This window comes from Streptococcus equinus, from assembly GCF_900101445.1.
Lineage (GTDB): Bacteria > Bacillota > Bacilli > Lactobacillales > Streptococcaceae > Streptococcus > Streptococcus equinus_B.
In genome coordinates, this window is the sequence record NZ_FNKE01000001.1 from 1,322,368 (window position 1) to 1,346,955 (window position 24,588).

Genomic DNA, 24,588 nt, shown 5'->3' on the forward strand with positions numbered 1-24,588 from the left:
TAAATTTTACATTTAATTTAGTAAAGCCAAAATAATTCTTGGAAGATAATTTACCAAAGCATGCAGTAATATGGGATAATAAATTGATTTTGTCCACCTAAAAGTCACACCTAAAGAAAGTCCCGCAGGAATATATTGAACAAAATCTAACCACGACCACGCTGACCAGATAACATGGACAGACGCAAAACAAATAGTAGATACTAAAATATCCAGGTAGTAACGTGATTTATTAAAATAAGTTGTCATCAAAATACCGCGATAAAATAGTTCTTCATTTATAAGAGTAATCACGCCTCCCCACAAAAGCTTCACAAATAGACTACTCTCTGATGCACCTAACCTGCTATTATTCAGTAATTGCTGGTTCATTGGCAACGGCAAGTAATAAGCAAGCACAGCAGAAAGAACAATGTTTCCCAAAGACAATAAAATAATTATCACAATATAATGACGCTTGAAACTTACTTTAAAAAACTTTTTCCCCTCTTGCTTAAGCAAATAAGATACCATCAACAAAAATACAAAAGTAAAATAGCTACACAAAAAAATCAGTTTGTGAAAATCATCGGTAGCATATTTTATAAATACTTGTCTTAATAAGACTGGCAAAAGGTTAAAAAAGATAACATAAAAAATAAAAGGAAAAGCCAATAATAAAACTCGCTTTCCTCTATAATCATCTAAAAGATGATTTAACACACAATCATTCCCCCATTAACGCCACTTGCGATTGAGCACCAATCAACTTTTGTCCACCAAGGTTGATCAGGGGTGAATTTTCCCCCGCCTCCAGCAAAGACTTGATTTCCGCCTTCAACACGCGCAAGGGCTTCAGCTGTCATTGGGGCAAATTGTTCAATCGTTTTTTTGTTCATTTTAATATCTCCTAAATTGTTTTTGTCATCGCGATTGATAAATTTTATTTTATCAGAATTTTCGCACAACAACCGTCTATGTCGTAAACAGTTGTTTTTTCATCGTAAACGGTAAACTTTTCAATAATCTTTACCGTTTGCGACTGAATATTAACCGTTTATGACTTGAGCGTTCACAGCTACACATTTTATGGCATAATAAGAGCGATATTGGTAACTGAAATTTTTAGGAGATTAACAATGAGTTTGATTATATTTTATAAATTAGTGATGTCACAGCCTTGGCATGACTTTTCAACAGTGGTGACAAGTTTAGCTCATCAGCTATTTTAAGCATAAAAAAAACAACTCTTTCGAGTTGTTTTTTTATTATAAACCGACTTCTTTCAAGGCGTCAGCTAATTTTGCAAAGGCTGCAATTGATAAAGCTTCACCACGAATTGATGGTTTGATTTCTGCCATTTCAAGGGCTTTTTCAAGTTTAGCTTTTGTTTCTTCTGCTTTTCCGAAGTGGCTTGTCAAGTTATTCCAAAGGGTTTTGCGACGGTGAACAAAACTAATTTTAGCAATGCGGAAGAAGAAATCTTCGTCTTTAACTTGAACAAGTGGTTGTTCACGACGTGTCATTTTCAAGATGGCTGAATCAACGTTAGGCGCTGGTACAAAGACTGTACGAGGCACGATGAAAGCAACTTTTGCTGTCATGTAGTATTGCACCGCAATTGATAGTGAGCCGTAAGCTTTGGTATTTGGTTCTGCTGAAATACGGTCCGCCACTTCTTTTTGCATCATCACGACAAATTCTGCAAATGGAATTTTTGATTCAATCAAGTGCATCAAGATTGGTGTTGTGATGTAGTAAGGAAGGTTTGCCACAACCTTGATTGGAAGGTCTGGGTTAGCAAATTCTTTGATACGGCTTTGAAGGTCTGATTTCAAGATATCTTCATTGATGACTTTGACATTGTCAAAATCGCGGAGCGTATCAGCCAAAATCGGAATCAAACGGTCGTCAATTTCAAATGCCATAACTTCAGCAGCATTTTCAGCCAAAAATTCTGTCAAAGCACCGATACCAGGACCAATTTCGATAACGTTGACATTCTTATCAATCTCAGCAGTATCCACAATTTTTTGTAGGATGTTAGTGTCTGTCAAAAAGTTCTGTCCAAATGATTTTTTAAAAGTAAATCCATGACGCTCAAGGACAGCACGCGTCACACTGTAATCAGCAATTCTCATAATTTATTTAACTACCTTATCCACAAGTTATCCCCAGAATAAGGTTTTGTCATTCCTTTCGTTTCTGTCAATGCAAGTTACTATTGTATCACATCTGGCTTAAACGTGAAACACTTCTGAGCTTTCGCATGGTAGCTGTGATGTGTAATTGTTTTTCTAAATAATTGGTATTCAGTCGTTTTTTCTTGGCTTCTCTTGGTAAATAGAGATAGAGGCATTCACTTCCTGCTCACAGGATTTCATCACCAAAGTCAGTTTCTAACAGGTCAGCTAACTTATCCTGCGAAAACTGGTCATTTGTAAAAACAAGGTGAACACGTGAAGCGTCATAGCTTTCATCAAAGGGATTTTCAATAATTGCCGTTGTAAGCTGCGGTTGCTCTTTAAGAACAACAGATAAATCAGCTCCGATTTTTTCCTTAATCGTATCATGAATCAAGGTGCAAATAGCATTATCAGCTAAATACGTCTCAAAAACAATATTGCCACTTTGAATATAAGTCTTGACGTTTTCAAGCCCTGCTTCTGTCAAAATCTCAACAAGATAAGTCATTTTAGGAATCCGATTTTGACCAACTGGTGTGACACCTCGCAAGAGTGCGACTTTTTTCATTCTTCGTATTTCTCCATCGCTTCTTCGACTTCAGCCAAAGTGATGCCAAAGAGTTCTAAGCGTTTAAGGAGCTGTTTACCGTTGCTGTAGCCAATGCGTAGCTCTTCTCCGAGGTATTCACGGCGTTTACGGCTATCGCCACCCATTAACAGCCCCATGCGCATCAAGTCAGCTTTTGTGATGTCAAATTGATTGTCATCATCAAAGTTTCCTAAAACACCTTTAAGAGCCTTTTGTAAATCTTCAAAGCTGGCATGTTCGACACCAAGTGAACGTCCTTTGCTTTTTGATTTTGGAACGGCTTCACCACGATTTAAAAAGGCATGTTTGACGTTTGGAATAGCATTCATGATGATTTTACGAATGCGCTCGCCATTGTAGTCAGGGTCAGTAAAGACGATAACACCACGAAGATTATTTAATTTTTCGATGCGTTCGAGGTCATCATCGTTGATAGCTGAACCGCGTGTTTCATAGGTATCAACATCATAAAAACGACGTAGATTAGCAGTGTCATCTTTTCCTTCGACAACAAGCACTTCTTGAATTTTAATTTTTTCAGTCACAGTCAAATAACCTCTTTGCATTATCAAATGTTGCTTTTGCTACTTCTTCACTAGTCAATCCACGTAGCTCTGCAATTTTATCCACAACATAGCGTGTATAAGCGGTACGATTTTCACGACCTCGTTTTGGTACAGGTGCAAGGTACGGCGCATCCGTTTCAACTAAAATCTTATCAAGCGGCAATTTTTGTGCAGCTTCTTGAACATCAAGAGCTTTTTTAAAGGTCACAACACCTGAAAATGAAATCATCATGCCAAGCTCAATAAAACGCTCTGCCATTTCCAAAGAGCCTGAAAATGAATGGATAATACCGCCACGTGGTCCTACACCGACTTCTTTAATCACTTTGTAAGTATCTTCCATAGCGTCGCGTGTGTGAACAATAAATGGCAAATTGTGGTCTTTTGAAAGTTGAATCTGGCGTTTGAAAACTTCGATTTGAACCTCTTTAGGGTCCTCCATCCAGTAGTAATCAAGACCAATCTCACCTAGACCAATTACTTTTGGGTGTGAGAGATTTGAGACAATCATGTCCTCGATTTCTTGATTATAAGAACCCGCTTCTGTCGGGTGCCAACCAATTGTGGCGTAAATTTCTGGGTATTCTTCAGCTAACTCAATAGCGCGTTTAATAGTTGGTGCATCAAATCCAACAACATTGTGTCGAGTGACGCCCATTTCTTTTGCAAGTGCCAATTCTTCTGCTTCACGCCCAGCAAAATTATCAGCATTCAAATGCGTGTGTGTATCAAATATTTCCATGGTTTTATTATAACACAGACCGCAAGAGACACCAAAGCAAGTGCCAGGAAAATAAGGGAAAGTTAGATATAATATTCAATAAAAATGTCCTTATGCAATCGCTTGCTTTGTGGTGATAATTCTTTATAATAAAGGTATATTCAACAAAAGAGGAAATCTTGGCTATGCTATCTTACTTGTGGAAATTAAAAAAAGAAAATCTTATTTTACTTATTGTTATTTTGCTTTGGGTTGCAACTAATGTTATGAGTTCATTGTCTTTAACATGGATGCTTGATGCCTTAATAAAAAGCAATTGGAACCAATTTATTTTTTGGTCTTGCATTGATGTTCTTTGTTGGGCTGGCTACAGTCTCCTACAAATTTGGAAAGATAGTCTGAAAGAAAAGCTCTGCCAAAAAGAAGTGAATTTCATACGAGATGATTTACTAAATTCCTTAATTGTTAACACTTACTCTGGCAATAACCATCACACCAAATCTGAATACAACTCATGGTTAATTAATGATATGAATCTTTTAAAAGATAATGGATTCAAACAATTTTATGATGCTATTGAAAGTATTGTAACAGTCATTTTAAATGCTTTTGCCATTATCTATTTCCACTGGTTATTACTCATTGTCAGTATTATAATGACAACCTTCGTTTATTTTATTCCTAAAGTTTTTGAGGGAAAAATCGCTCTAAGAACCGAAGAAGTATCCAATACCTCTAATCAAGCATTAAATAGAACGAGTGACTACCTAGAGGGCTTTGAAATCTTCTATCACAATAATCAAACCGACTTTTTTAAAAATTGTATTTTAACTGATTTTAGTAAACTTATCAAAGCTAAAGTCAAGCTAACTAGAGAATCAAGTAGCGCTAATTCCCTTTCCATGATGTCAAGTATTATCGCACAAGTTATAATCTTCATTGCAACAGGTTATTTAGTTATCAAGGGTGAAATCACTACGGGGGTTATCTTTTCAATTGCTAATCTAACTAGCTGCCTATTTAATTACACTAGAGGAGCTGCATACAATATCGTCACATATAAAGCAACTACTAAACTAATTGACAAATACCCTAAACCAATTTCAACCAAAAGAACTATTAGTCTAACAGATTTTACCCAAAATATCTCTTGTCATCGGTTAAGTCTCCGTTTCGATAACGGAAAACAAATTACCTATCCCGACTTTACAATTTCAAAAGGCGAAAAAGTTGCACTTATTGGCAGATCAGGTGCAGGAAAGTCAACACTCATTCGTATTTTAACTGGAGAATTAACAGATTATGACGGTGACATTTATTTAGATAGCCATAACTATCAAGAAATCTCACTAGAAAGTTTACAAAATATTTTTGCTTTAATTCCGCAGAAAGCTCATCTTTTTAAAGATACATTACGTACTAACCTCACGCTTGGTCGTTCTGTGGATAAGGACGTTTTTAAAAAGGTTTTGACTTTTGCACATGTGGATAAGTTTATCGACAAAGGTTTAGATACTACTTTCCAAGATGATTTATCTGGAGGTCAAGCTGCCAGAATTGCAATTGCTCGAGAATTACTTGGTAATAAACCAATTGTCATTATGGACGAAGCGGTATCTAATCTTGATAAGGCAACTGCTATTGATATTGAAAGAAAGCTACTGCAGGCAAACGAACTCACTGTCATCATGATTACTCACCACTTATACGATGAAAATAGAACTTTATTTGACCAAATTATAAAACTCTGAACGTTCTTAGCTATCTTCTTTTTATTATTCGTTTTTTATATAACCAAAATACTATTTTACTTATATTCAAAAATAAGATACAATAATACCCTAACATTATTTAAGACATTGTGTCTTAATATTCGTAAAAAGGAGAAGTAATGTCTACCAACAATCGTTATGTCATCGCAAGTTGTGGTGTTATCCTGCATTTAATGCTAGGCTCTACCTACGCTTGGAGTGTTTATCGTAATCCTATTATTGCTGAGACTGGCTGGAATCAATCAGCGATTGCCTTTGCTTTTTCGCTTGCCATTTTCTGTTTGGGTATGTCGGCTGCATTTATGGGACAAGTTGTGGAAAAATTCGGACCTCGTGTTACTGGTACCATTTCTGCTATCTTGTATGCTTCTGGAAACGTCCTGACAGGCTTTGCTATTGCCCAGCATAGTATCTTTCTGCTTTATCTTGGTTATGGTGTCCTTGGCGGTATCGGGCTTGGTACGGGCTATGTCACACCCGTATCAATGATTATCAAGTGGTTTCCTGATAAACGAGGGCTGGCAACTGGGCTAGCTATCATGGGATTTGGCTTTGCCTCTCTTTTAACCAGTCCAATTGCGCATTTCTTAATCACCAAATATGATGTTATCAACACCTTTTACCTATTAGGGGTAGCTTATTTTCTGGTTATGCTTATCGTCTCACAATTTCTCAAATTTCCATCCTACAGTGAACAAGATACTGACGACAGTCATAAGCAATTAAGTCAAGGTATTGGGGCTAAAAAAGCCTTAAAAACGGTTGAATTTTACCTGCTCTGGTTAATTCTCTTCATCAACATTTCTTGTGGTCTTGCCTTAATCTCTGTTGTCTCACCTATGGCACAAGATGTAGCTGGCATGACTGCCAACCAAGCTGCCATTATCGTTGGGCTTATGGGAATTTTCAACGGCTTTGGGAGATTACTCTGGGCTAGCTTATCAGACTATATCGGTCGTCCGCTGACTTTCCTTATTTTATTTGTTGTTAATATCCTCATGACTGTATCGCTCATGTTCCTTCACGCGCCAGCATTGTTCACCATTGCTATGGCTGTCCTCATGACTTGCTACGGAGCTGGCTTCTCACTCATTCCACCATATCTTAGCGATATTTTCGGTGCTAAAGAGCTAGCAACCATGCACGGCTATATTTTAACAGCTTGGGGAATGGCTGCGCTAGCAGGTCCAATGCTGCTTGCTGTCACATACTCAGCAACCAAATCATACACAAGCACTCTTGTCGTCTTCATCCTACTTTATCTACTTGCGCTAGCTATTACACTTTGGCTAAAATCACAAAAAGAAAATAAATATTTGTCATAAAAATAACCCCCTAGCCTGTGGTGAGCAAGCTAGGGGGTTCTGTGTAATAATATTGTCTATTTTTTCAGAGTAAACACAAATTTAAAAGGGTATTCAATACATTTTAAGGAGTAAAGTGTTGAATTAATGTAAAAATTGGATTAGGATTCCTCCAAGGATGAGGACAATTGCACCGCCAAGTCGGTTTGCCATTTGGGCAAAGGCAATCATTTCCATGCGATCTGCCGCAGAAAGCACAGCAATGTTACCAGTACCACCCATTGAATTGTTAATCATACCAGCTCCGATAGCTGTCTCAACTGGATACATGCCAAGCACTTGACCTAAAATCCAGCTAGCAAGTCCCATTGATACTACTGATGTTAAGCTGATAAGGACGAATTGCCATGTCATGGCTTGTGCAAGTGATGACAAGTCAATCATAGCAAGTCCGATACCTGCAAGAACGGCATGTGTCAAATTCACCATAACAACACGGTTAAACATGACAACTGCTTCTTCCAACTCTTTAGGCACGATATCAAGAGCTTTTAGAATAAAGACAATGATAATCATAAAGGCATAGCTATGCACTTTTGGTACAAGGACATTTAGAATGACACCAACAAGGAAAAGGGCAAAAGCAAGCATCATTCCGACACCAACCTTAGTTGGGTCAAGTGGTGCGGTTGATTTTTTCAAATCATCTTTATCCACAGGGATAAGCACACCGTGTCCGTTGAATTTTGTTTTAGCAAAGCCACGCGCAATCACGATAGCTCCGATAATGGCAAAAATGTTACCAAGTGTTGTAGCTGGAGCTAATTGTGACAAGACGTTTGAGGCATCTGTGTGAAGTCCTGCTGCGTAGATTTTTGATAAAGGAACAATCCCTGCTCCCATACCACCTGCCATTTGCGCAAAGGAGATATACATGACAGAATGTCCAAAGCCCTGACCAAGAAGAGCTCCGACAGCACCTGTTGCAAAGAATCCGACAACCATTGATAAAAGTGCAACAGGGATGAACTTAGCAGAGGCTTTCACCAAAAGTTTACGATTCATTCCCAAAATTGAACCGCAGATAAGGGCAGCGATATAAAAATCTAGAAAGCCCCAATCACTCATAAAAGTCGATGTTGCTTCAACAACAGATTTTGGCACGAGACCTGTTGCGGCAAGCACCGCTGCTAAAAGAAGAGTAAATACTGAGCCACCACCGAGGTAAGTGTTCCAAAACGGTAATCTTTCACCGATGAAGTAAAAGAGGTGACCTAAAACAACAAGCAGAAAAGTAATTCCCACCATGTTTAGTGGTAATTTACCCATAGCAATTACAGCAGCTAAAATGATAACCAGGGCCGTATAAAGGGGAGCAGAAACACCTGCAATTTTAATATTAGAGAATTTTTTCATACGAATGGTTATCCTCCTTCATTAATATTTTGGATACCATTTAAGGTCACGAACAGCTTTAGCCATGTCTTTTTCTTCAGCTTGAGCTAAACCTTGTTCTTGAGCTTTTTTGGCAACAGCTTCCGCAACTTTGATAGAAACTTCAGCAACGTATTGGAATGGTGGAAGAACAGGTGCACCTGGTTGACCTGGATCTACAAGACCGCTAAGTGAGTGAGCAGCCGCACCAATCATTTCGTCTGTAAGAAGTGAAGCTTCAGATGCCAACATACCAAGACCAAGACCTGGGTAGATCAAAGCGTTGTTAGCTTGTCCGATTTGGTAATCAACACCTTTGTAGCTTACTGTACCTGAAGGCACACCAGTAGCAACGAAGGCTTTACCGTCTGACCATTCGATAACTTGCTCAGCAGTTGCTTCTAATTTCTTAGTTGGGTTTGAAATTGGGAAGATAACTGGACGTTCAGTGTTTTCACACATTGCTTCAACAACTTCTTTAGTGAAGGCACCAGCATCAGTTGATGTACCAACCAAGATTGTTGGTTTAACTGTTTTAATAACGTTAAGAAGGCTAGTCATGTCACCACAGTCAGCGAAGTCTTCACGTTTTTTAGCAAATGGTTTTTGAGCAGGTGTCAAATCTTCCATGTCATCGAAAAGAAGACCTTGTTTGTCAATCATGAAGAAGTGTTTATAAGCTTCTTCTGGAGTCAAACCTTCTGAAACCATTTCAGCGTGAACGCGGTCAGCAATACCAGCACCAGCAGAACCACCACCGTAGCATAGGTAAACTTGGTCAGTTAGTTTTTCACCAGTGATGTCCATAGCACCGAAGATACCACCAAGAACTACGATACCAGTACCTTGGATGTCATCGTTAAATGTTGGAATTTCTTTTTTGTATTTGTTAAGAATGTTGGCAGCATTTGAACGACCGAAATCTTCCCAGTGAAGGTACAATTTAGGGAACATGTTTTCAGCTGTTTGAACGAATTTTTCGATGAATTCGTAGTATTGATCACCAGTTACACGTTCGTGGCGGTTACCTAGATACATTGGATTTTCCAAAAGTTCTTTACGGTTTGTACCAGCGTCGATAACAAGTGGCATAACTGAAGCAGGGTCGATACCAGCAGCTGCAGTGTAGATCATCAATTTACCAACAGAGATGTCAACACCTTGAACACCCCAGTCACCGATACCAAGGATACCTTCAGCATCTGTTACAACGATCAAACGGATGTCACGATCACCAGCAGCATTGCGCAAAGTTTCTTCAATGTTTTCTGGGTGGTTGATATCAAGGTATGCAGCGTATTGTGGGTCAACGTACAATTCACTGTATTCTTCGATTGTTTCAGCGATAACTGGATCGTACACAACTGGGTTAAATTCAACGATGTGTTGGTTGAATAGGTAGTAGAAAAGTGTACGGTTAGTGTTGAAGATTTCCATCAAGAAATGACGTTTTTCAAGATTTGATGGTTTACGCAAGAAGTGTTGGTAAGCTTGTTCAGCTTGTTCTTCGATTGTTTGAACGTAAGGTGGCAAAATACCAAGCAAACCAAGTTCTTTACGTTCTTCCATAGTAAAGGCAGTCCCTTTATTTAAAAACGGGTTATTTAGAATTTCATGTCCACGCATGATTTTTCCTCCTAATAGGCTATTAAATATGTAGAAAGATCTTATGCGGGTCATTATAAACTGCTAAGCTTCTTATAGTCAAACCCAGCAGTTTTAATAAATTTTATTTATAAGTAGAATCAAAAAGTTTATGGTAAAATAAGTCAAGGAGGTAGGCATGAATTTACGTGATTTAGAATATTTTTACCAGTTAGCCAAATCAAAATCCTACACTGGGACAGCGCAGCATTTCAAAGTCAGCCAGCCAACAATTTCTTACGCGATTAAGCGTTTGGAAAAGGAATTGGACTGTGACTTGGTCATCAAAGATCCTTCGCACCGTACTGCCGAATTAACCTTACAAGGTGATATTTTCCAAAGTCACGTGGAGGATGTCTTGCTACAAATCAAAACGGCAGTTAACGAGGTTCATCAATCACTAAATCCTATGATGACCGTTGGTTTTCCGCCGATTATCTGCAACTATATTTTGACTGAATTGCTGGAGCAAAATGAAAACTTGGAGCCCTTCTCTCAAGTTAAAGCCATCCGTGGTGGCTCAAGAAGCCTCATGATGAAACTGCTTGATGGGCAAATTGACTTTAGTTTGCTAGGCTCGCTAACGCCTTTAAAAAACGATCAGCTAGTCATTCGTCAGCTTTTTACCAAAGATTTTTATGTTGTTCTTTCTAAAAATCACCCACTGGCAAATAAAAAAGAGCTGTCATTCCAAGAAATTCTCTATGAGAAATTTATTCTGCTGGATGAACACAATATTCATCTAACAGCCTTTAATCAGTTAAATCACCGCTATCACGACAAAGCATCTGTCCTCTTCAAAATCGATGATGTGTCAGTCATTAAACAAATGGTCGCTGAAAATATGGGCATCTCACTTCTGTCTGACATTGCTCTAACTAGTGATTCTGACCAACTGGTCAAAATCCCCTTGGTCAAAGAAGATAGCATTACATTTTACGTCAGCTATGCCCACTCAAAACACGCTGTCTTGTCAGAAGAAACTAAAAAATTGATTGACTTGATTGAAAAAGTATCGTAAAAAAAGCAAAAAAATCAACCCGAATTCGGGTTGATTTTTTTCATGTTGAATTGTTGAATTTTTAATAGAATGAATCGGGCTCTTTAGTGTATTTAGCCCATTTTTTGCTTAGAAATTGGTCGTTGATTTGGTAGTTTGGCTTGCTTTGTTTTTTGTTCAAGAATGGGTTAACAGCTTTGTCCATTGCGACCCAGCCATTCCAGCCCATGTGGATGGTATCTTGCATAAAGTAAGCTTTGTCACCGTCTCTTGAGAAATCTGCAATATTTTTAAAACCTTGGCTTTGCAATTGATATTTAATCTTGGCAACAGCTTTTTGGTACATGTCTTCGTTAAGTCCAGTATAATCAGACCATTTGCTATTAACTGGAGGAATCACAAAAAGAACATTAGTATTATTTTCGGCAAATTGATTCAATACCAACTGTAAATCGTTGTATTCTGGAGATTTTAAGTAGTTAAATTTACGTTGAGAATTTTTAAGATCTTTCAATCTTGGTTTGATACGAATATCGTAAAAGCCGTTGTCGATTCCAAAGGTATTACCACTACTTGCTTTTTTACCATCAGCTGTTGCTAGTTTTCCTAGTTTCTGATATGAAAAAGCATCTGGTAATTTCTTCGCCTTAGAGACAACCTTACCATCATAATGGTCGATAAGAGAAACACGACTGAAAAAGGCATCTTCTTTTTGGTAAACGACACTTTGAGTTTTGAGTTTTCGTTTATCAGCTGTTGATAATTTTTTACCATCAGCTACTTTTTCCATCATTTCCTTGTGAGAAGAATCTGGATAAAGTTTCAAGAAACGTCTAGCAGCGTAGCGGTCATAAGCTGTTCCTTTTTGATTTTGCAAGAAATCAATGGCTTGTCCACTGCTAAAATAAGTTTGAAACGCGGCAGCATTGGCACCCTTAGCCGTAAACCACTGAGGAGAAATGAAATAAACGGCTTGTTTATTTTTCAACTCATTATTGATTTGTTGAATGCCATAAAAATGTGTCAATGACGCAGAGCCTCTTTGCCCAAGCAAATACGGCGTGTAAGAACGATTGTAAGCCTCAGCAATGACCGATGGGTGCATTTTGTCAAAGCGCAGCCACTCACTTGATCCAAAGAACGGAACAAAACGGTGCTTTGGATCTGTTAAGGCACGTACTTTTTTGTACTTACTCTTAAATCCTGTCTTACTTAGCGAAACCGCGTCTTTCTTTTCTACTTTTAGGGAGTGCGATTTATTCGAAAGCGAGACACTACCCAGACTAATGACAACTAGCAAAAAGGCACAAATAACTGGTCCTAAGATTTGCCAAAGGCGTTTAAGCATTGCGAAGTTCCTCTATTCCAGCGATGATTTTATTAGCGGTATTCCAATCATCACGTCCAAATTCTGAAATTGGAATATCAATATCAAAATGACTTTCCAATTCAACGATTAATTCGACAGTTCCCATGCTATCAAGTACACCCGCATCGAACAAATCTTCATCCATCATGTCTGAAACATCTTCCATAAAAAGATCATCAATAATTGCTAATACATCTGATTTAATATCCATTTGCTAAACTCCTTTACGATAATGAATTGTTATTATTTTACAGGTGGTTGTGGGAACCATAATTGGTCCAAGAAACCTGAAAATAGTAAGAATGATAACATCACAACATTAAAGGTGATGAAAATACCAAGACCTTGTGTCCATTTGTTGTCAGGCAATGGTGAGAGCCCTTGTTTTTTGCGCTCACGATTGATTTTTTTCTTCTTACGAACCCAAGCATCATTAATCACAAGACCGACACCATGAAATAGTCCATAAGCGATATAGTACCATGTTAAGCCGTGCCAAAATCCCATTATTAACATGTTAATAATATAAGCGACGCTTGATGTGACATTACGATTTTTAAAGACTTTGTGCTTAACCAAGACCTTAACCAAACGCATGAAAACAAAATCACGGAACCAGAAAGACAAACTCATGTGCCAACGATTCCAAAATTCTTTCAAATCGCGTGATTTAAAAGGCTGATTAAAGTTAACTGGGCTTTTAATCCCCATAAGATTTGAAATGGCTAGTGCAAACATGCTATAACCCGCAAAGTCAAAGAATAAATCAAAACCATAGGTATACATAACACCTAGCGTAGCAATGTTAAAGACTCCGCCCATTTCAAGGGCTTCTTCTTTTAGCGGCGCCATAAACAGCGTTCCAAAAATATAAGCTAGGATAAACTTGTAAAGAAAACCAAGCATCAAGTAGCGAACACTTTCTTCAAGCATATCAAGCAATTCGTCTTTGTCAGGAATATTTTTATAATCCTCATCAAAGCGATTGAAGCGATCGATTGGTCCACTTGAAAAAGTTGGCATAAAGAGAAGGAAACGCAAAAATTGCCATAAACTAAACTCTTTTAAGACACCATCTCTCATTTCCATAATTGTGCCAACCGCACGGAAAGTCAGGTAAGAAATCCCTAAAAATCCAAAGAGCGATTGATGATTATCAATGGTCATCAAAGGGGTAATCTTAGTCCACGCTAGTGGAAAGACGGCTAAGAAGACCCAGAGGTAAAATACCCACTTGTTATTATATTTTTTCCGATAAGTCTTGTAAGAAAAGACCAGAAAAATTTGCCAAACCACGTAAGCTAAAAGAGAAACAATCTGATAAAGATTTTTCCCTGTCAGCATCAAAATAATGAAAGCTAAGCTAACCAAAGCTTCATAAACAGGAAATCGTTTTTTGAAAAATAGTCCGATAAAAATAGGTAAGACAGCCACAATCAGGTAAAGAAAATACTGCGGATTGCCGTAAGCTTCTAAGTGTGGCAACTGATGAAGAAATGCTATCATCGGCTATTTACCTCGTTCATCAAGCCTTTGATATCGATTTTCCCATTTGGTGTGAGTGGCAAGCTGTCACGATAAAGGAACTTAGAAGGCATCATGTAATCCATCATGATATCTTTCAAGTCTTCCTTAATCGCTTTGGTGATGTCCAGTTGACGTTCAAATTGTTCTGCGACACCTTCTTTTAGCACCACATAGGCTAGGAGATTTTGTACCTTGTGATCCTTGTTGTAACGCGGAACAGCGACTGCTGACTTGATGTATTCTGATTTGTTAAGATTTTGTGAAACTTCCTCAAGCTCGATACGGTAACCGTTGAATTTGATTTGGAAATCCATGCGTCCACCGTAAAGGAGCATGCCTTGGTCAGTCATCACACCCAAATCTCCAGTGTGATAAGCTGGCAAGCCTTCAAATTCAAAGAAAGCAGCTTGTGTACGTTCAGGATTATTGAGATACCCTTTTGAAACGGCAGGACCAGAGACAATGATTTCACCTTGCTCGCCATTTGGCAAAGCTTTGCCATTTTCATCAATAACAAAAGTTGGTGAATCTGCTTTAGTGTAACCAATTGGCAGACGTTTGCAAGTTGCTAGCATTTCATCGGTGATAGCTACCGCAGAAAGGGCAACTGTAGCTTCTGTCGGACCATAAGCATTAACAATACGTGCTTTCGGGAAACGGCTACGCAATTTTTGTGCTGTTTTCACCGTCAACTCTTCCCCATCGAAATAAAAATGCGTCAAATGTGGCAATGTTTCTTGATTAAAGTCATTTGACAACATAGCCATATCAGCAAATGATGGTGTTGATGTCCAAACGCCAATCGGCAATTCATTAATGGTTGTAAAGAGTCGTTTGAAGTCTGCTGTTAATTCTTTTGGAAGGGCAAAAAGTGTCCCTCCAAGTGCTAGCGTTGGTGCCCAATACATAACTGACAAATCAAACGAATAAGGCGGCTGTGCCAACATTTGTGGTCGTTCTGGCACTGAAAATTCTTTGTCTGAAATCATCCAATTAGTGAAACTTAAGAGATTGTCGTGTGAGATTTGCACCCCTTTTGGCTTTCCTGTTGTCCCAGACGTAAAGATAATATAATAATTGTCATCGCCTTTAACAGAGTGAGTCAATTGATAGTCCGTTTTTTGGGCGAAAATCGTCTGTAATTGGTCAAGCTTAATCATTGGAATATTCGTTATTTCCAAAGGAAAATCACCTACAGCAATAATCAAGCTTGGCTCTGCCACTTCTAAAATCGCTTCAATGCGTTCAAGAGCTGAATGTTGGTCAACAGGAATATAAGCATGTCCAGATTTTGTTAATGCTACAAAAGTAGCCAACATGTCATACTCTTGTCCTCCAAAAACAAGAACGGGTGACTTTTCTTCCAACTTCAAGAAATCAATATAAGCTGCAAGGGAATCCGAATTTTCCTTTAAATCGCGATAAGTGTGAACATCCCCTAAGACATTATAGACGGGAAAATCTCCCTGTGTCTGAGCAAAATGCTCAATTCTTTCAATCATATCGTGTAACATGAACCGTTTACCTTTCTAAAACTCATTGTAGATGAAATTACCTTGACCACGACCAAGATAACTGAAAAAATAAATTAAAACCATAAAAATCACAAAATAAAACAAGGTTTTTAATACAAATCGAGTGGTATCTTTCATTTAAACTCCTTATTTAAGTGGTAGTTGTACTTCAAATGTTAACTGGCTATCGGCTTGACTGACAGTGATACTGCCTTTATGTTTTTCCACAATAGCCTTAGCAATCGCCAACCCCAAGCCAAAACTTGAGCTGCTATTTCGAGAATCTTCGGCTTGATAGAAGCGTTCAAAAAGATTTTTCAAAACCTCATCTGGATAAACCTGACTAGGATTTGATACTCGTAAAAGTGCCGTTTTCTTTTCTTGCAACAACTCTACGGTAATCTTTCCATTGTCCAAAGAATGCTTAATGGCATTATCTAAAAGAATGGTAATTAACTGCTTCAACTGAGATTCTTGCCCGAAGATTTCAACATTTTCAGCGATTCTATCTTCGATTAATTTGCCCTCTTCATAGGCTAGACTTTCATAACTTAGAATCATTTCTTGGCAGATACCTGATAAATTCACTTTTTCAAAAGGTATTCTGCCATCTTTGTCATCAAGCTTAGACAATCCAAGCAACTCTTGAATCAAATGTTCCATACGTTTGGTTTCTGAAAGAATGTGATTCAAATAACGGTTAGGTGCCATTTGATTTTGCAATACTTGAGCATTGGCACGAATAGAAGCAATCGGTGTCTTCAACTCATGACTAGCATCTGATACAAATTGTTTCTCACGATCAATCGCAGCTTGTGCTGGCTGAACGATAAAACGTGATAAGTAGATACTAACTCCCGTAAGCAAAAGAAGACCAAAAATAACATAAACCGTAACCAGAAAAACTTGAGCATAGGAAGCTGAATAACTTGAAAAATCAATAAAGACAAGTTGCCAAGTACCATCTTTCTTTTCTTTCAAAGAATAGATGTAATCACGCCACTTCCAGCTCTTTTTCCCTCTGTTTAACAAATCCTTGCTGACTTCTTTAACCTCTTTATTGGTTAAAAAAGTGTTGTTAACTTGGATATCTGGTTTGTCATTTTCGTCAATGGTGACAAAAGCAATGGCTTCATCAGTATTTTCTTTGACATAACCATTAGCAGCCACCAATTTAACAATCCGATAAGTATCATACTCATCCCAATATTTGTCATAACGTTCACTAATGACCAATAACACCAGAACCATGGCGGTTAACATGGACATCGTAAGCAAGACAAATTTTAGCCGAAGATTCTTCATGATGAGCCTTCTTTCTCTCCATCTTCTAGTGAGTAACCAACGCCTTTGGTCGTTTTAATAACAGCACTTGCTGCCAAAAAACGAAGTTTCTTACGTAAAAAGGAGATAAAGACTTCCAGCTGATTATAATCGGATTCATCTAAAGGTCCCCAGACCTTCAAAATTAATTGGTTTTTAGGGATAATCTTCTTGGAATTTCGCAAGAAAGTTTCCATCAACAGAAATTCTTTATTAGACAACTTAACTTCGCGCTCTGCCACGCTTAACTCTCTCGTGTCCAGATTCAAAATCAAATTACCAAACTTGAGATGATTCACTTGCGTAATAGACGATTGACGTGTCCGCAAACGAATCCGTGCCAATAATTCTTCTGCCTCAAATGGCTTAGTCATGTAATCATCAGCACCCAAATCAAGTCCCAAAACACGGTCTTCTAACTGAGATTTGGCTGTCAAAAAAATGATAGGAACTTCCATTCCCATTTGACGCACGCGCTTCAAAACACTGACACCATCAAGTTTTGGCAACATAATATCCAAAAGAACCAAATCATAAAGTCCCGTTAATATATAATCCAGTGCAGACTCACCATCAAAAACCAAATCCACTTCATAACGGTGATTTTCAAGAATGGCTTGAATCGCTTCTGCAATTCCTTTCTCATCCTCGACCACTAAAATTCTCAACTGGCTCTCCTCCCTTTTTACTCAAAATCTAGTATAAAACGCCAAAATTGAATTAACCTTGAAATTTTCTTAATTTTTAAGATTGCCTGATTAAAAAAATATATCATCCTCACACGGACTTATACCAAACCATTATAAGTAAGCCTCTCCCAGAAAGTCCGTGTAAACTGATGAAAATTTATGGCAAAAATGTGGCAATTTCTTTAATTCTAGTTTATACCCAATCTTAAAAAATGTCCTTACAGAGCTGTAAGTTTGGCAAAAATAAGAGCCTGGGGCAAATGCCTCAGACTCTACATTTCAATCACATGCTATATTTGTATGCATTACATGGCTTCAGAAGAACCATTACCTTCTGACCAAATCTTTTCATTCCATTTAACGTTATGATGAGTGTCACGATATTTTTTCGGTGTAATGCCGACAACCTCTTTAAACTGTTGAATAAAGTGACTTTGTGATGAAAATGATAAATGATTCGCAATTTCAATCATTGAATAATCACTGAATTTCAATAAGTCTTTTGCAACTTCTATTTTTTTATTTTTAACATAGGTGCTTACGGACACGCCAACTTCTTTCTTGAATAAGCGTGACAAATAGCTTGCTGAAATGCCAAATTCACTGGCTAACTGTTCAACCGTAATGCGTTCTTTCACGTGACAATAAATATAATCCTTACAATCTGAAACGTGTTTTGAAATCACATCTTTTTGAATTTCACGTCGCATGCGTTCAGTGTAATCAATAACCATCTCGTCATGCAAATTTTGGACTTCCTGTGCCGTGTGAAGGTCATCTAATTTTTGAATATAAAAGTCACTCAGTCTAAAAGCTTGTTCTAATTCCATACCATTTTGACCACACATACGCGTAATCATTGCTGTTGTAATGACAAAATGATATTTCAAATTGGTAATGGGATTACGTGACAAAGTTCCCACACCGTCTTCTGATACAAACCGTTCTTGTTCACAATTTTTGCGGACCGCTTCAACATCTCCCGTAGCTACCGCTTGATAGAACAAAAATTCCTCAGTCAAAGGACGATGTTCCACATCATCCAAATTATCACTAATCGCTAAAAGTCTCCATTCATCCTTATAATTCATTTCCAATCCCCTTTTTGTAAACGATTACCATTTTCTTTTCATTTTAACATATTCTTGCAGATTTGATAAAAATAAAGTGGAAAAAATAGAAGTGAGACAAAATAAAGTCTCCAACGGAGACTTTATTGCTAAACGTAACTCTTAGATATAAAGAAGATTATTCATCATAGCTAATCCAGTCATAATATCCATACAAAGGTGTTTTACCATCATATGGATCAAGCCAATCATCAACACCAATTCCTGGCCAAACATTCATCATGATTTTACCAGGTGTGCTTGGCAGATTTTCAGTCACCGTATGAACCGCTTTACCATCCACATACCAAGTGATATGATCTTCACGCCATTCAAAACCGTAAGTATGCCATTCTTCTGACGCATCAAACCCTAGGTCATAAAGGTATTCATGATTGCCAACACCATCTGTAAAATAGTTGAATTGAACTTTTGTCGTATCTTTACCAAGAAACTCAATGTCAATTTCATCCCATTTTGTTCCGTCTGTTGGTCCAGTGTAGGTGAAAAATGATGTTACAACACCAGTATTTTTAATGGCTTTCATGCGAACTTGATAAAGGCCATAATTGAAATACTCTCTCGTGCGCCACTCACCGCCAGTGTAGCCATCAGCATCACGATCGATTTTTAAGCTTAAACCGTCACCATCAAAATTCACATTGTCAGGCTGCCAGATACAATCAAACATATCACCATTTGCACCTGTGCGTAATTCCATGTATGAGGCATCATAACTGTCAAAGCTTGTCTTAAAATGTGCTTGTTCGTTTATCTTCATGTTCTTACCATTCACGCTTTCTTGATATTATAGTTTTCCCTTTTTAAAAGGCATCGCTAAGAAACCAAAAAGTGCTACAAAGACTCCTGAAATCGTCAATAATTTACTTGGACCTTGGTTAGTCTTTGGTAGAGCTGTAAACGCATTACCTTCAAGATTTGCTTTTGCTACTGATTGAGTTACAGTTTTTGCAGCCGCTGTTTGAGCTGACGCTACTGATGAATAAGCAACAGTCTTAATCACTGGGCTAGCTGCTTGTTTTTCTTTGGTAGAGCCTTTTGAGTGATTGTCCAAAACCAAAGTTTGTTTTTCACTCTTAGAGGCAGTTGAGTTCTTAGTAGGTGTTACACCTTCTGCTCCTTTAGCAGTATTTGAGGTTGTGTTGTCTCCTACAACATCACCTGTTGCTCTTGATCTAGATCTCGTATTATCTTGATTTTGTGCAACTTGGTCACTATATGAAATCCAATCATAATAAGCGACAAGCGGTGTTTGACCGTCATATGGTGCCAACCAATCGTCAACACCAATTCCTGGCCAAGCATTCATCATAATTTTACCTGGTGTCACTGGGAGATTTTCAGTTGCTGTGTAGACTGCAACACCGTCAACATACCAAGTAATATGGTCTGCTTGCCAATCAAAGCCATACACATGGTAAGCTTCAGACGCATCAAAACCTAAATCATAAAGGAATTCATGTCCACCAACACCATTAGTGTAATAGTTGAATTGGACTTTTGTTGTATCTTTTCCGAGAAATTCAATATCGATTTCATCCCAAGGATTGTTATCGCTTGGTCCAGTATAAGTGAAGAATGACGACACAACACCTGGGTTACTAATTGGCTGCATACGAACAGAATACATACCATAACCAAAGAACTCGCGTGTACGCCACTCAGCACCGTTGTAACGGTACTCATCCGTTGTATTTTGATCAATGGTTAACGTCAATGTGCCATCGTTAACAACAGTATTTTTTGGTACCCAGCGACAATCAAATGGATTTCCATTGAACCAGTCAGAACGCTCCATTGTCGTATCATCGTAAGCATTAAAATCTTCATGATAGTCGCCTGTATGTGCAGTTTGAGTTCCTGCTTGACTAGTGTCTTCGGTAGTCGTTGTGAGATTTACCTGGTCATTTGTAGACGTCAAGCTTAAGTTTTCCTGATTTTGCACACTAGTATCAGGAGTTACTACTTGATTGGTGTTCACTTGATTTGTTGAGTCAAGCACTGACTGAGTAGTATTGTCATCAGTTGTAGAGGTATTTACTGTTTCATTAGTAAGGTCATTAGTATCTGTGGTTTGTGTATTCGTAAGGGCAGGAACATTATCAAGTGTTGAAACATTACCCACTTCGTCTGCTGATACTAAACCAGCTCCAACTTGTAAACTGCATAGGGCAGTTGCGTAGCAAATGTACTTTACTACATCTTTCTTAGTCATGAAATCTCCTTTTTCTCTTAAAGTCTATTCCTTAACACCACCGAGTGTCACACCGGCAATAATGTATTTTGAAAGGAAAAGATAAACGATAATAATTGGCACAATAGCCACCAAAATCATTGTGTAAATTTTACCCATATCAAAGTTCATGTAGTCTGCACCACGCAATGTTGCAATCAAAATTGGCACAGTCATCTTGCTCTTCGTTTGGATAACCAAGGCTGGAATGAAGTAGTTATTCCAAGAACCAACAAAAGTAAAGATTGCTTGAACGGCGATAGCAGGTTTCATAATTGGAAGAACGATTGTATTAAATGTTCTAAATTCATTTGACCCATCAATACGAGCCGCTTCTACCAATGAAATTGGTAATGATGATTCCAAGTAACTATACATGAAATAAAATACCGCTGGTGAAGCAACTGATGGAATAATCAATGGAAGCCAACTATCGTACATTCCCATGTTAGTGATTAAACGCAAGAAACCCATTGAAGTAACTTGTGTTGGCATAACCAAAATCGCCAAAATGAACGTAAAGGCAACTTTTTTCAACTTAAAGTCATAAACATACAAACCATAAGCTGTCAAAGCTGAGAAATAAGTACAGATAGCAGCTGTCAAACCTGAAATAATCAAGCTGTTCAAAATCCCATGAAACATCGGGAAGCTACCATCATTAGCTACCTTGCTCAGGTTATCAAATAAGGAACCACCAGGTAGTGCCGAGAAACCTTTTTGCAACTCAGCATGTGAGTGGGTCGCATTGATAATCAAGATATAAAAGAAGAATAGGCACATGAATGATAAGGTAATTAACACAAAATGCGCCACAATAACACGTAATCTATTTTTTGCTTTTGTTGACATTATTTCGCCTTTCTACCTTTGTGTTTCAATTGGTGTTTAGTCGCTTTAAGTTCATTATTAGTCATACGATAAACGAACCAACAAAGAATCGCACTAACCACAAAGAGGTAAACTGATAGTGCACCGGCCATACCATAGTTCTTGCTCTTCAAGTGATTGTTCAAGAACATAATCAAGGTTGTTGATGTACGGTCTGGAGAACCTTGTCCGTTAGTCAAGATTTGCGGAACATCGAACATTTGCAAACCACCGATAATTGACGTAATCAAGGTATAAGCCAAAATAGGTCGAATCATTGGCAAAGTGATATAGAAGAAACGTTGACGACTGTTACAACCATCGATTTCAGCTGCTTCAAAAATATCTGGGCTAATTCCCATGATAGCTGCCATCAACATGATTGTGGTATTACCAAACCACATCAAGAAGTTCATCACACCAACCAATGAACGTGTTCCAAGAGCAGATCCCATGAAATCAATCGGTTCTTTAATCCAACCAAGTGATTCCAAGATAGAATTGATAGGACCATTTGTTGAAAAGAGTGTGAAGAATAACATGGCAAAGGCTGACGCCATGATCAAGTTTGGCAAGTAAATGACAACTTTAAAGAATTGTCGACCACGAATTTTAAGTCTTGCATCAACAAACCAGTTGGCAAGTAGCAAGGCAATAACAATCTGTGGAATAAAACCAATCAACCACATAATCATGGTATTTGCCGCATATTTCAACATATCTGAATGCAGTAAGCTTACGTAGTTTTTTAGCCCAACGAAATTAGGCCCAATCTCTGTCATCCCTGAACGATAATATTCAAAGAAACTATACCGAATGGTGTCCACCAAAGGTATAAAAGAGAAAATGAAGAAAATTAGGAAGAAGGGAAGGATGAAAATATATCCCCATTTCCCATAATCTATACGCTTACGTCTTTTTTTCATCTTTATCACTCCTCCAAAATACGAGGAGCAAGTCAGAATACCTTCCATCTGGAATCGATTTTCTAACTCGCCCCCGCAAGGTCTACCAAAATTCTAAAATCCCAATTAAATGCCTCAATTTTTTAAATAGTACTTAAGTCTAGGACGATTAAGCTACTTTTAGTCTGGCCATTTAACATCTGTAATTTCTGGATAACGTTCTTTAATGGCTGTTTCAAAGTTTGATTTAGCTTTGTTGTAGCTTACTTTACCTTGTAGGTAATCATTAAAGGCATTTTGAATCAATTCAACACAACCTTGGTCATATGATGACAATGGTGCAATCTTAATGTTTTCTGCAACTGGTGCGTAGTATGAATAAGCATTTTCACCACCAAGGAAGTCTGATTTGAAGCTATCATCTTTAGCTGCTGCTTCCATACCAGATTTAGTATTTGTGAAGTCTTGGTAATCTTTAGAAATCTTCAAAAGGTTATCTTTATCAGCTGTCAAAGCTTTGATGATTTCTTTAACATGTTTAGGGTTATCAGTACCTTCGGCACCGTGGATGTATGAACCACCCCAGTTGTATTCTTGTGGTGGATTAGTAACTGCCCAGTCTCCATCAGCACCATCCCAGTTAGATTTCAAAGTAAAGTCAATACCCCAAGCTGGGAACAAGAATGCAAAGACTTTAGATTGTGAACCCATAGCTTTGTTCCAGTCATCTGTCCATTGACCTTTAACTGTTTTATTGAAGTAACCAGCGTCAAGCCATTCTTTAGAATCTTTAACCCAGTTCATGATTTGAGGGTCTACACGTACAGTTGTTGAACCTTTTTCAACCCAAGGTTTAGAAATGCTGTTACCATACAAACGGAATGTATCAGCATATGATGCAAATGTGTAGTAACCTTTATTAAGAAGTTCTTGTGATGTTGCTTTCATAGTATCCCAGTCTTTAACTTTTTCACCAACTGCTGTTGGGTCATCAGTACCAAAGACATCTTTTGCAATATCACGGCGATAGATTAGAACACCTGGACATGTTTGCCAAGTTGAACCGCGTTGAACACCATCTTCATCAGAAGCTGTTTCTTTAGTGAAATCATATTGGTCAGCCAAATCTTTCTTAGGATTGATTCCCAAATCTTTCAAAGGCATCGCAACGTTTGCTTTTTTAGAAGTGTATTTTGTAACGTAGTCAGTTTCTGACAAGAAGATATCAACCTTGTCATCAGCAGAAGCTGAGTCTTGTTTTTCAAGCGCTTCATCCAATTTTTGTTGGTAAACACCATCTTGGTTTGGATTGATAATCCAGTGAATTTCACTACCGTCTTTTAGTTTAGTAACTGTTCCATCTTTAGAAGTTGATTTAACTTCTGGATAAACAGCCTCCACACGTTGACGGAATTCATCATTCCAAGAGTAGATGTTGATGACTTTGCCTTCTGCACCTGAAGCTGATGTGCTTGATTTAGAAGAGCAACCAACCATTGTCCCTGCTGCAAGAGCAATCGCTATAAAAGCGCTTACTTTTTTGTTCATAATCCTTCTCCTTTTTGAGGTTTCCCCTCATGTTTTTTGTAACTGCATTATAACGCGATTCCGAGAAGTGTTATATTATAATATTTTAAAAAATATCAGTTTTATGACCTTGTTTGAAAAAATTTTTACAAAAAATTATGTTTTTCTAATCTTTTTAATAGGTAAACCCTTTCAACAAAAGTGGCGTTTTTCCTATAATACCAAGCATTAGAGGTGATTTTCTAACTTTATATCACCTACTTCCCTAATAAAACGCCATATGTAAAAAAAATGACACTTCTTGAG

23 protein-coding genes and 1 pseudogene are annotated in these 24,588 nt (G+C 37.9%); 3 read left to right on the forward strand and 21 right to left on the reverse strand.

Annotated elements, in window-relative coordinates; genetic code table 11:
• Positions 1 to 12: 12 nt before the first annotated feature.
• The 6 genes and pseudogenes from BLR83_RS06620 to BLR83_RS06645 all read right to left on the reverse strand — a co-directional run bounded on the left by BLR83_RS06620 (position 13) and on the right by BLR83_RS06645 (position 4,062).
• Complete coding sequence (locus BLR83_RS06620) at positions 13 to 702, reverse strand: CPBP family intramembrane glutamic endopeptidase (protein WP_074560939.1); 690 nt, start codon at positions 700 to 702, stop codon at positions 13 to 15.
• Positions 696 to 878 carry a ComC/BlpC family leader-containing pheromone/bacteriocin gene (locus BLR83_RS06625; protein ID WP_074560940.1) on the reverse strand — a complete coding sequence of 61 codons (183 nt, stop codon included), beginning with the start codon at positions 876 to 878 and terminating at the stop codon, positions 696 to 698. The genes BLR83_RS06620 and BLR83_RS06625 overlap by 7 nt, the downstream gene beginning before the upstream one ends.
• 369 nt (positions 879 to 1,247) lie before the next feature.
• Complete coding sequence (gene rsmA / locus BLR83_RS06630; RefSeq protein WP_074560941.1) at positions 1,248 to 2,120, reverse strand: 16S rRNA (adenine(1518)-N(6)/adenine(1519)-N(6))-dimethyltransferase RsmA; 873 nt, start codon at positions 2,118 to 2,120, stop codon at positions 1,248 to 1,250.
• An 88-nt stretch (positions 2,121 to 2,208) separates the two neighbouring features.
• Positions 2,209 to 2,733: pseudogene (locus tag BLR83_RS06635) on the reverse strand (DUF1697 domain-containing protein).
• Positions 2,730 to 3,299, reverse strand: a complete 570-nt coding sequence (gene rnmV, locus BLR83_RS06640) for a ribonuclease M5 (RefSeq protein ID WP_074561113.1) — start codon at positions 3,297 to 3,299, stop codon at positions 2,730 to 2,732. The pseudogene BLR83_RS06635 and the gene rnmV overlap by 4 nt, the downstream one beginning before the upstream one ends.
• Positions 3,292 to 4,062, reverse strand: a complete 771-nt coding sequence (locus BLR83_RS06645; RefSeq protein WP_074560942.1) for a TatD family hydrolase — start codon at positions 4,060 to 4,062, stop codon at positions 3,292 to 3,294. Before BLR83_RS06645 ends, rnmV begins: the two co-directional genes overlap by 8 nt.
• Positions 4,063 to 4,226: 164 nt before the next feature.
• Here BLR83_RS06645 and BLR83_RS06650 point away from each other — a divergent pair, with 164 nt between their 5' ends.
• Positions 4,227 to 5,792: an ATP-binding cassette domain-containing protein gene (locus BLR83_RS06650; RefSeq protein WP_200796321.1), complete on the forward strand. Its 1,566-nt coding sequence runs from the start codon at positions 4,227 to 4,229 to the stop codon at positions 5,790 to 5,792.
• Between the two features lie 140 nt (positions 5,793 to 5,932).
• Entirely contained in the window at positions 5,933 to 7,138 is a 1,206-nt protein-coding gene (locus BLR83_RS06655; RefSeq protein WP_074560944.1) for an L-lactate MFS transporter, read from the forward strand.
• A 123-nt stretch (positions 7,139 to 7,261) separates the two neighbouring features.
• Here the strand turns inward: BLR83_RS06655 and BLR83_RS06660 are convergent, their stop codons facing one another.
• Together BLR83_RS06660 and BLR83_RS06665 are read right to left on the reverse strand one after the other, a co-directional pair.
• Positions 7,262 to 8,533: a 2-hydroxycarboxylate transporter family protein gene (locus BLR83_RS06660; protein WP_074560945.1), complete on the reverse strand. Its 1,272-nt coding sequence runs from the start codon at positions 8,531 to 8,533 to the stop codon at positions 7,262 to 7,264.
• Between the two features lie 21 nt (positions 8,534 to 8,554).
• Positions 8,555 to 10,177, reverse strand: a complete 1,623-nt coding sequence (locus tag BLR83_RS06665) for a malolactic enzyme (protein ID WP_039696204.1) — start codon at positions 10,175 to 10,177, stop codon at positions 8,555 to 8,557.
• Between the two features lie 157 nt (positions 10,178 to 10,334).
• On the opposite strand from BLR83_RS06665, the gene BLR83_RS06670 reads away from it, so the two are divergent.
• Entirely contained in the window at positions 10,335 to 11,216 is an 882-nt protein-coding gene (locus BLR83_RS06670) for a LysR family transcriptional regulator (RefSeq protein WP_074560946.1), read from the forward strand.
• 61 nt (positions 11,217 to 11,277) lie between these two features.
• Here the strand turns inward: BLR83_RS06670 and dltD are convergent, their stop codons facing one another.
• The 13 genes from dltD to BLR83_RS06735 form a co-directional block, all read right to left on the reverse strand.
• The gene (gene dltD, locus BLR83_RS06675; RefSeq protein ID WP_074560947.1) at positions 11,278 to 12,543 is read right to left on the reverse strand and encodes a D-alanyl-lipoteichoic acid biosynthesis protein DltD; all 1,266 of its coding nucleotides are present in this window, start codon (positions 12,541 to 12,543) and stop codon (positions 11,278 to 11,280) included.
• The gene (gene dltC, locus BLR83_RS06680; RefSeq protein ID WP_015695707.1) at positions 12,536 to 12,775 is read right to left on the reverse strand and encodes a D-alanine--poly(phosphoribitol) ligase subunit DltC; all 240 of its coding nucleotides are present in this window, start codon (positions 12,773 to 12,775) and stop codon (positions 12,536 to 12,538) included. The genes dltD and dltC overlap by 8 nt, the downstream gene beginning before the upstream one ends.
• Before the next feature lie 32 nt (positions 12,776 to 12,807).
• Positions 12,808 to 14,070, reverse strand: coding sequence for a D-alanyl-lipoteichoic acid biosynthesis protein DltB (dltB, locus tag BLR83_RS06685; RefSeq protein ID WP_074560948.1), 1,263 nt, complete (start codon positions 14,068 to 14,070; stop codon positions 12,808 to 12,810).
• Entirely contained in the window at positions 14,067 to 15,605 is a 1,539-nt protein-coding gene (gene dltA, locus BLR83_RS06690; protein WP_074560949.1) for a D-alanine--poly(phosphoribitol) ligase subunit DltA, read from the reverse strand. The genes dltB and dltA overlap by 4 nt, the downstream gene beginning before the upstream one ends.
• Before the next feature lie 15 nt (positions 15,606 to 15,620).
• The gene (locus tag BLR83_RS06695; RefSeq protein WP_020917506.1) at positions 15,621 to 15,743 is read right to left on the reverse strand and encodes a teichoic acid D-Ala incorporation-associated protein DltX; all 123 of its coding nucleotides are present in this window, start codon (positions 15,741 to 15,743) and stop codon (positions 15,621 to 15,623) included.
• A 9-nt stretch (positions 15,744 to 15,752) separates the two neighbouring features.
• Complete coding sequence (locus tag BLR83_RS06700) at positions 15,753 to 16,913, reverse strand: sensor histidine kinase (RefSeq protein WP_200796322.1); 1,161 nt, start codon at positions 16,911 to 16,913, stop codon at positions 15,753 to 15,755.
• Positions 16,907 to 17,596 carry a response regulator transcription factor gene (locus BLR83_RS06705; RefSeq protein WP_074560951.1) on the reverse strand — a complete coding sequence of 230 codons (690 nt, stop codon included), beginning with the start codon at positions 17,594 to 17,596 and terminating at the stop codon, positions 16,907 to 16,909. The genes BLR83_RS06700 and BLR83_RS06705 overlap by 7 nt, the downstream gene beginning before the upstream one ends.
• 326 nt (positions 17,597 to 17,922) lie before the next feature.
• Positions 17,923 to 18,708, reverse strand: a complete 786-nt coding sequence (locus BLR83_RS06710) for a helix-turn-helix domain-containing protein (protein ID WP_074560952.1) — start codon at positions 18,706 to 18,708, stop codon at positions 17,923 to 17,925.
• A 157-nt stretch (positions 18,709 to 18,865) separates the two neighbouring features.
• Positions 18,866 to 19,507: a beta-glucanase gene (gene bglS / locus BLR83_RS06715; protein WP_074560953.1), complete on the reverse strand. Its 642-nt coding sequence runs from the start codon at positions 19,505 to 19,507 to the stop codon at positions 18,866 to 18,868.
• 27 nt (positions 19,508 to 19,534) lie between these two features.
• Positions 19,535 to 20,962 carry a beta-glucanase gene (gene bglS / locus BLR83_RS06720; protein ID WP_074560954.1) on the reverse strand — a complete coding sequence of 476 codons (1,428 nt, stop codon included), beginning with the start codon at positions 20,960 to 20,962 and terminating at the stop codon, positions 19,535 to 19,537.
• Positions 20,963 to 20,986: 24 nt separating this feature from the next.
• Positions 20,987 to 21,832 carry a carbohydrate ABC transporter permease gene (locus BLR83_RS06725; RefSeq protein WP_074560955.1) on the reverse strand — a complete coding sequence of 282 codons (846 nt, stop codon included), beginning with the start codon at positions 21,830 to 21,832 and terminating at the stop codon, positions 20,987 to 20,989.
• Entirely contained in the window at positions 21,832 to 22,776 is a 945-nt protein-coding gene (locus BLR83_RS06730) for a carbohydrate ABC transporter permease (protein ID WP_074560956.1), read from the reverse strand. The genes BLR83_RS06725 and BLR83_RS06730 overlap by 1 nt, the downstream gene beginning before the upstream one ends.
• A gap of 159 nt (positions 22,777 to 22,935) precedes the next feature.
• Positions 22,936 to 24,303: an ABC transporter substrate-binding protein gene (locus BLR83_RS06735; protein WP_074560957.1), complete on the reverse strand. Its 1,368-nt coding sequence runs from the start codon at positions 24,301 to 24,303 to the stop codon at positions 22,936 to 22,938.
• Positions 24,304 to 24,588 lie beyond the last annotated feature (285 nt).

Bases quoted from the DNA above. Each gene is read 5' to 3' on its own strand.
- BLR83_RS06625 (WP_074560940.1), bottom strand. From the start codon at position 878: ATGAACAAAAAAACGATTGAACAATTTGCCCCAATGACAGCTGAAGCC.
- rsmA (WP_074560941.1), bottom strand. From the start codon at position 2,120: ATGAGAATTGCTGATTACAGTGTGACGCGTGCTGTCCTTGAGCGTCAT.
- BLR83_RS06645 (WP_074560942.1), bottom strand. From the start codon at position 4,062: ATGGAAATATTTGATACACACACGCATTTGAATGCTGATAATTTTGCT.
- BLR83_RS06650 (WP_200796321.1), top strand. From the start codon at position 4,227: ATGCTATCTTACTTGTGGAAATTAAAAAAAGAAAATCTTATTTTACTT.
- BLR83_RS06655 (WP_074560944.1), top strand. From the start codon at position 5,933: ATGTCTACCAACAATCGTTATGTCATCGCAAGTTGTGGTGTTATCCTG.
- BLR83_RS06660 (WP_074560945.1), bottom strand. From the start codon at position 8,533: ATGAAAAAATTCTCTAATATTAAAATTGCAGGTGTTTCTGCTCCCCTT.
- BLR83_RS06665 (WP_039696204.1), bottom strand. From the start codon at position 10,177: ATGCGTGGACATGAAATTCTAAATAACCCGTTTTTAAATAAAGGGACT.
- BLR83_RS06670 (WP_074560946.1), top strand. From the start codon at position 10,335: ATGAATTTACGTGATTTAGAATATTTTTACCAGTTAGCCAAATCAAAA.
- dltD (WP_074560947.1), bottom strand. From the start codon at position 12,543: ATGCTTAAACGCCTTTGGCAAATCTTAGGACCAGTTATTTGTGCCTTT.
- dltC (WP_015695707.1), bottom strand. From the start codon at position 12,775: ATGGATATTAAATCAGATGTATTAGCAATTATTGATGATCTTTTTATG.
- dltB (WP_074560948.1), bottom strand. From the start codon at position 14,070: ATGATAGCATTTCTTCATCAGTTGCCACACTTAGAAGCTTACGGCAAT.
- dltA (WP_074560949.1), bottom strand. From the start codon at position 15,605: ATGTTACACGATATGATTGAAAGAATTGAGCATTTTGCTCAGACACAG.
- BLR83_RS06695 (WP_020917506.1), bottom strand. From the start codon at position 15,743: ATGAAAGATACCACTCGATTTGTATTAAAAACCTTGTTTTATTTTGTG.
- BLR83_RS06710 (WP_074560952.1), bottom strand. From the start codon at position 18,708: ATGAATTATAAGGATGAATGGAGACTTTTAGCGATTAGTGATAATTTG.
- bglS (WP_074560953.1), bottom strand. From the start codon at position 19,507: ATGAAGATAAACGAACAAGCACATTTTAAGACAAGCTTTGACAGTTAT.
- bglS (WP_074560954.1), bottom strand. From the start codon at position 20,962: ATGACTAAGAAAGATGTAGTAAAGTACATTTGCTACGCAACTGCCCTA.
- BLR83_RS06725 (WP_074560955.1), bottom strand. From the start codon at position 21,832: ATGTCAACAAAAGCAAAAAATAGATTACGTGTTATTGTGGCGCATTTT.
- BLR83_RS06730 (WP_074560956.1), bottom strand. From the start codon at position 22,776: ATGAAAAAAAGACGTAAGCGTATAGATTATGGGAAATGGGGATATATT.
- BLR83_RS06735 (WP_074560957.1), bottom strand. From the start codon at position 24,303: ATGAACAAAAAAGTAAGCGCTTTTATAGCGATTGCTCTTGCAGCAGGG.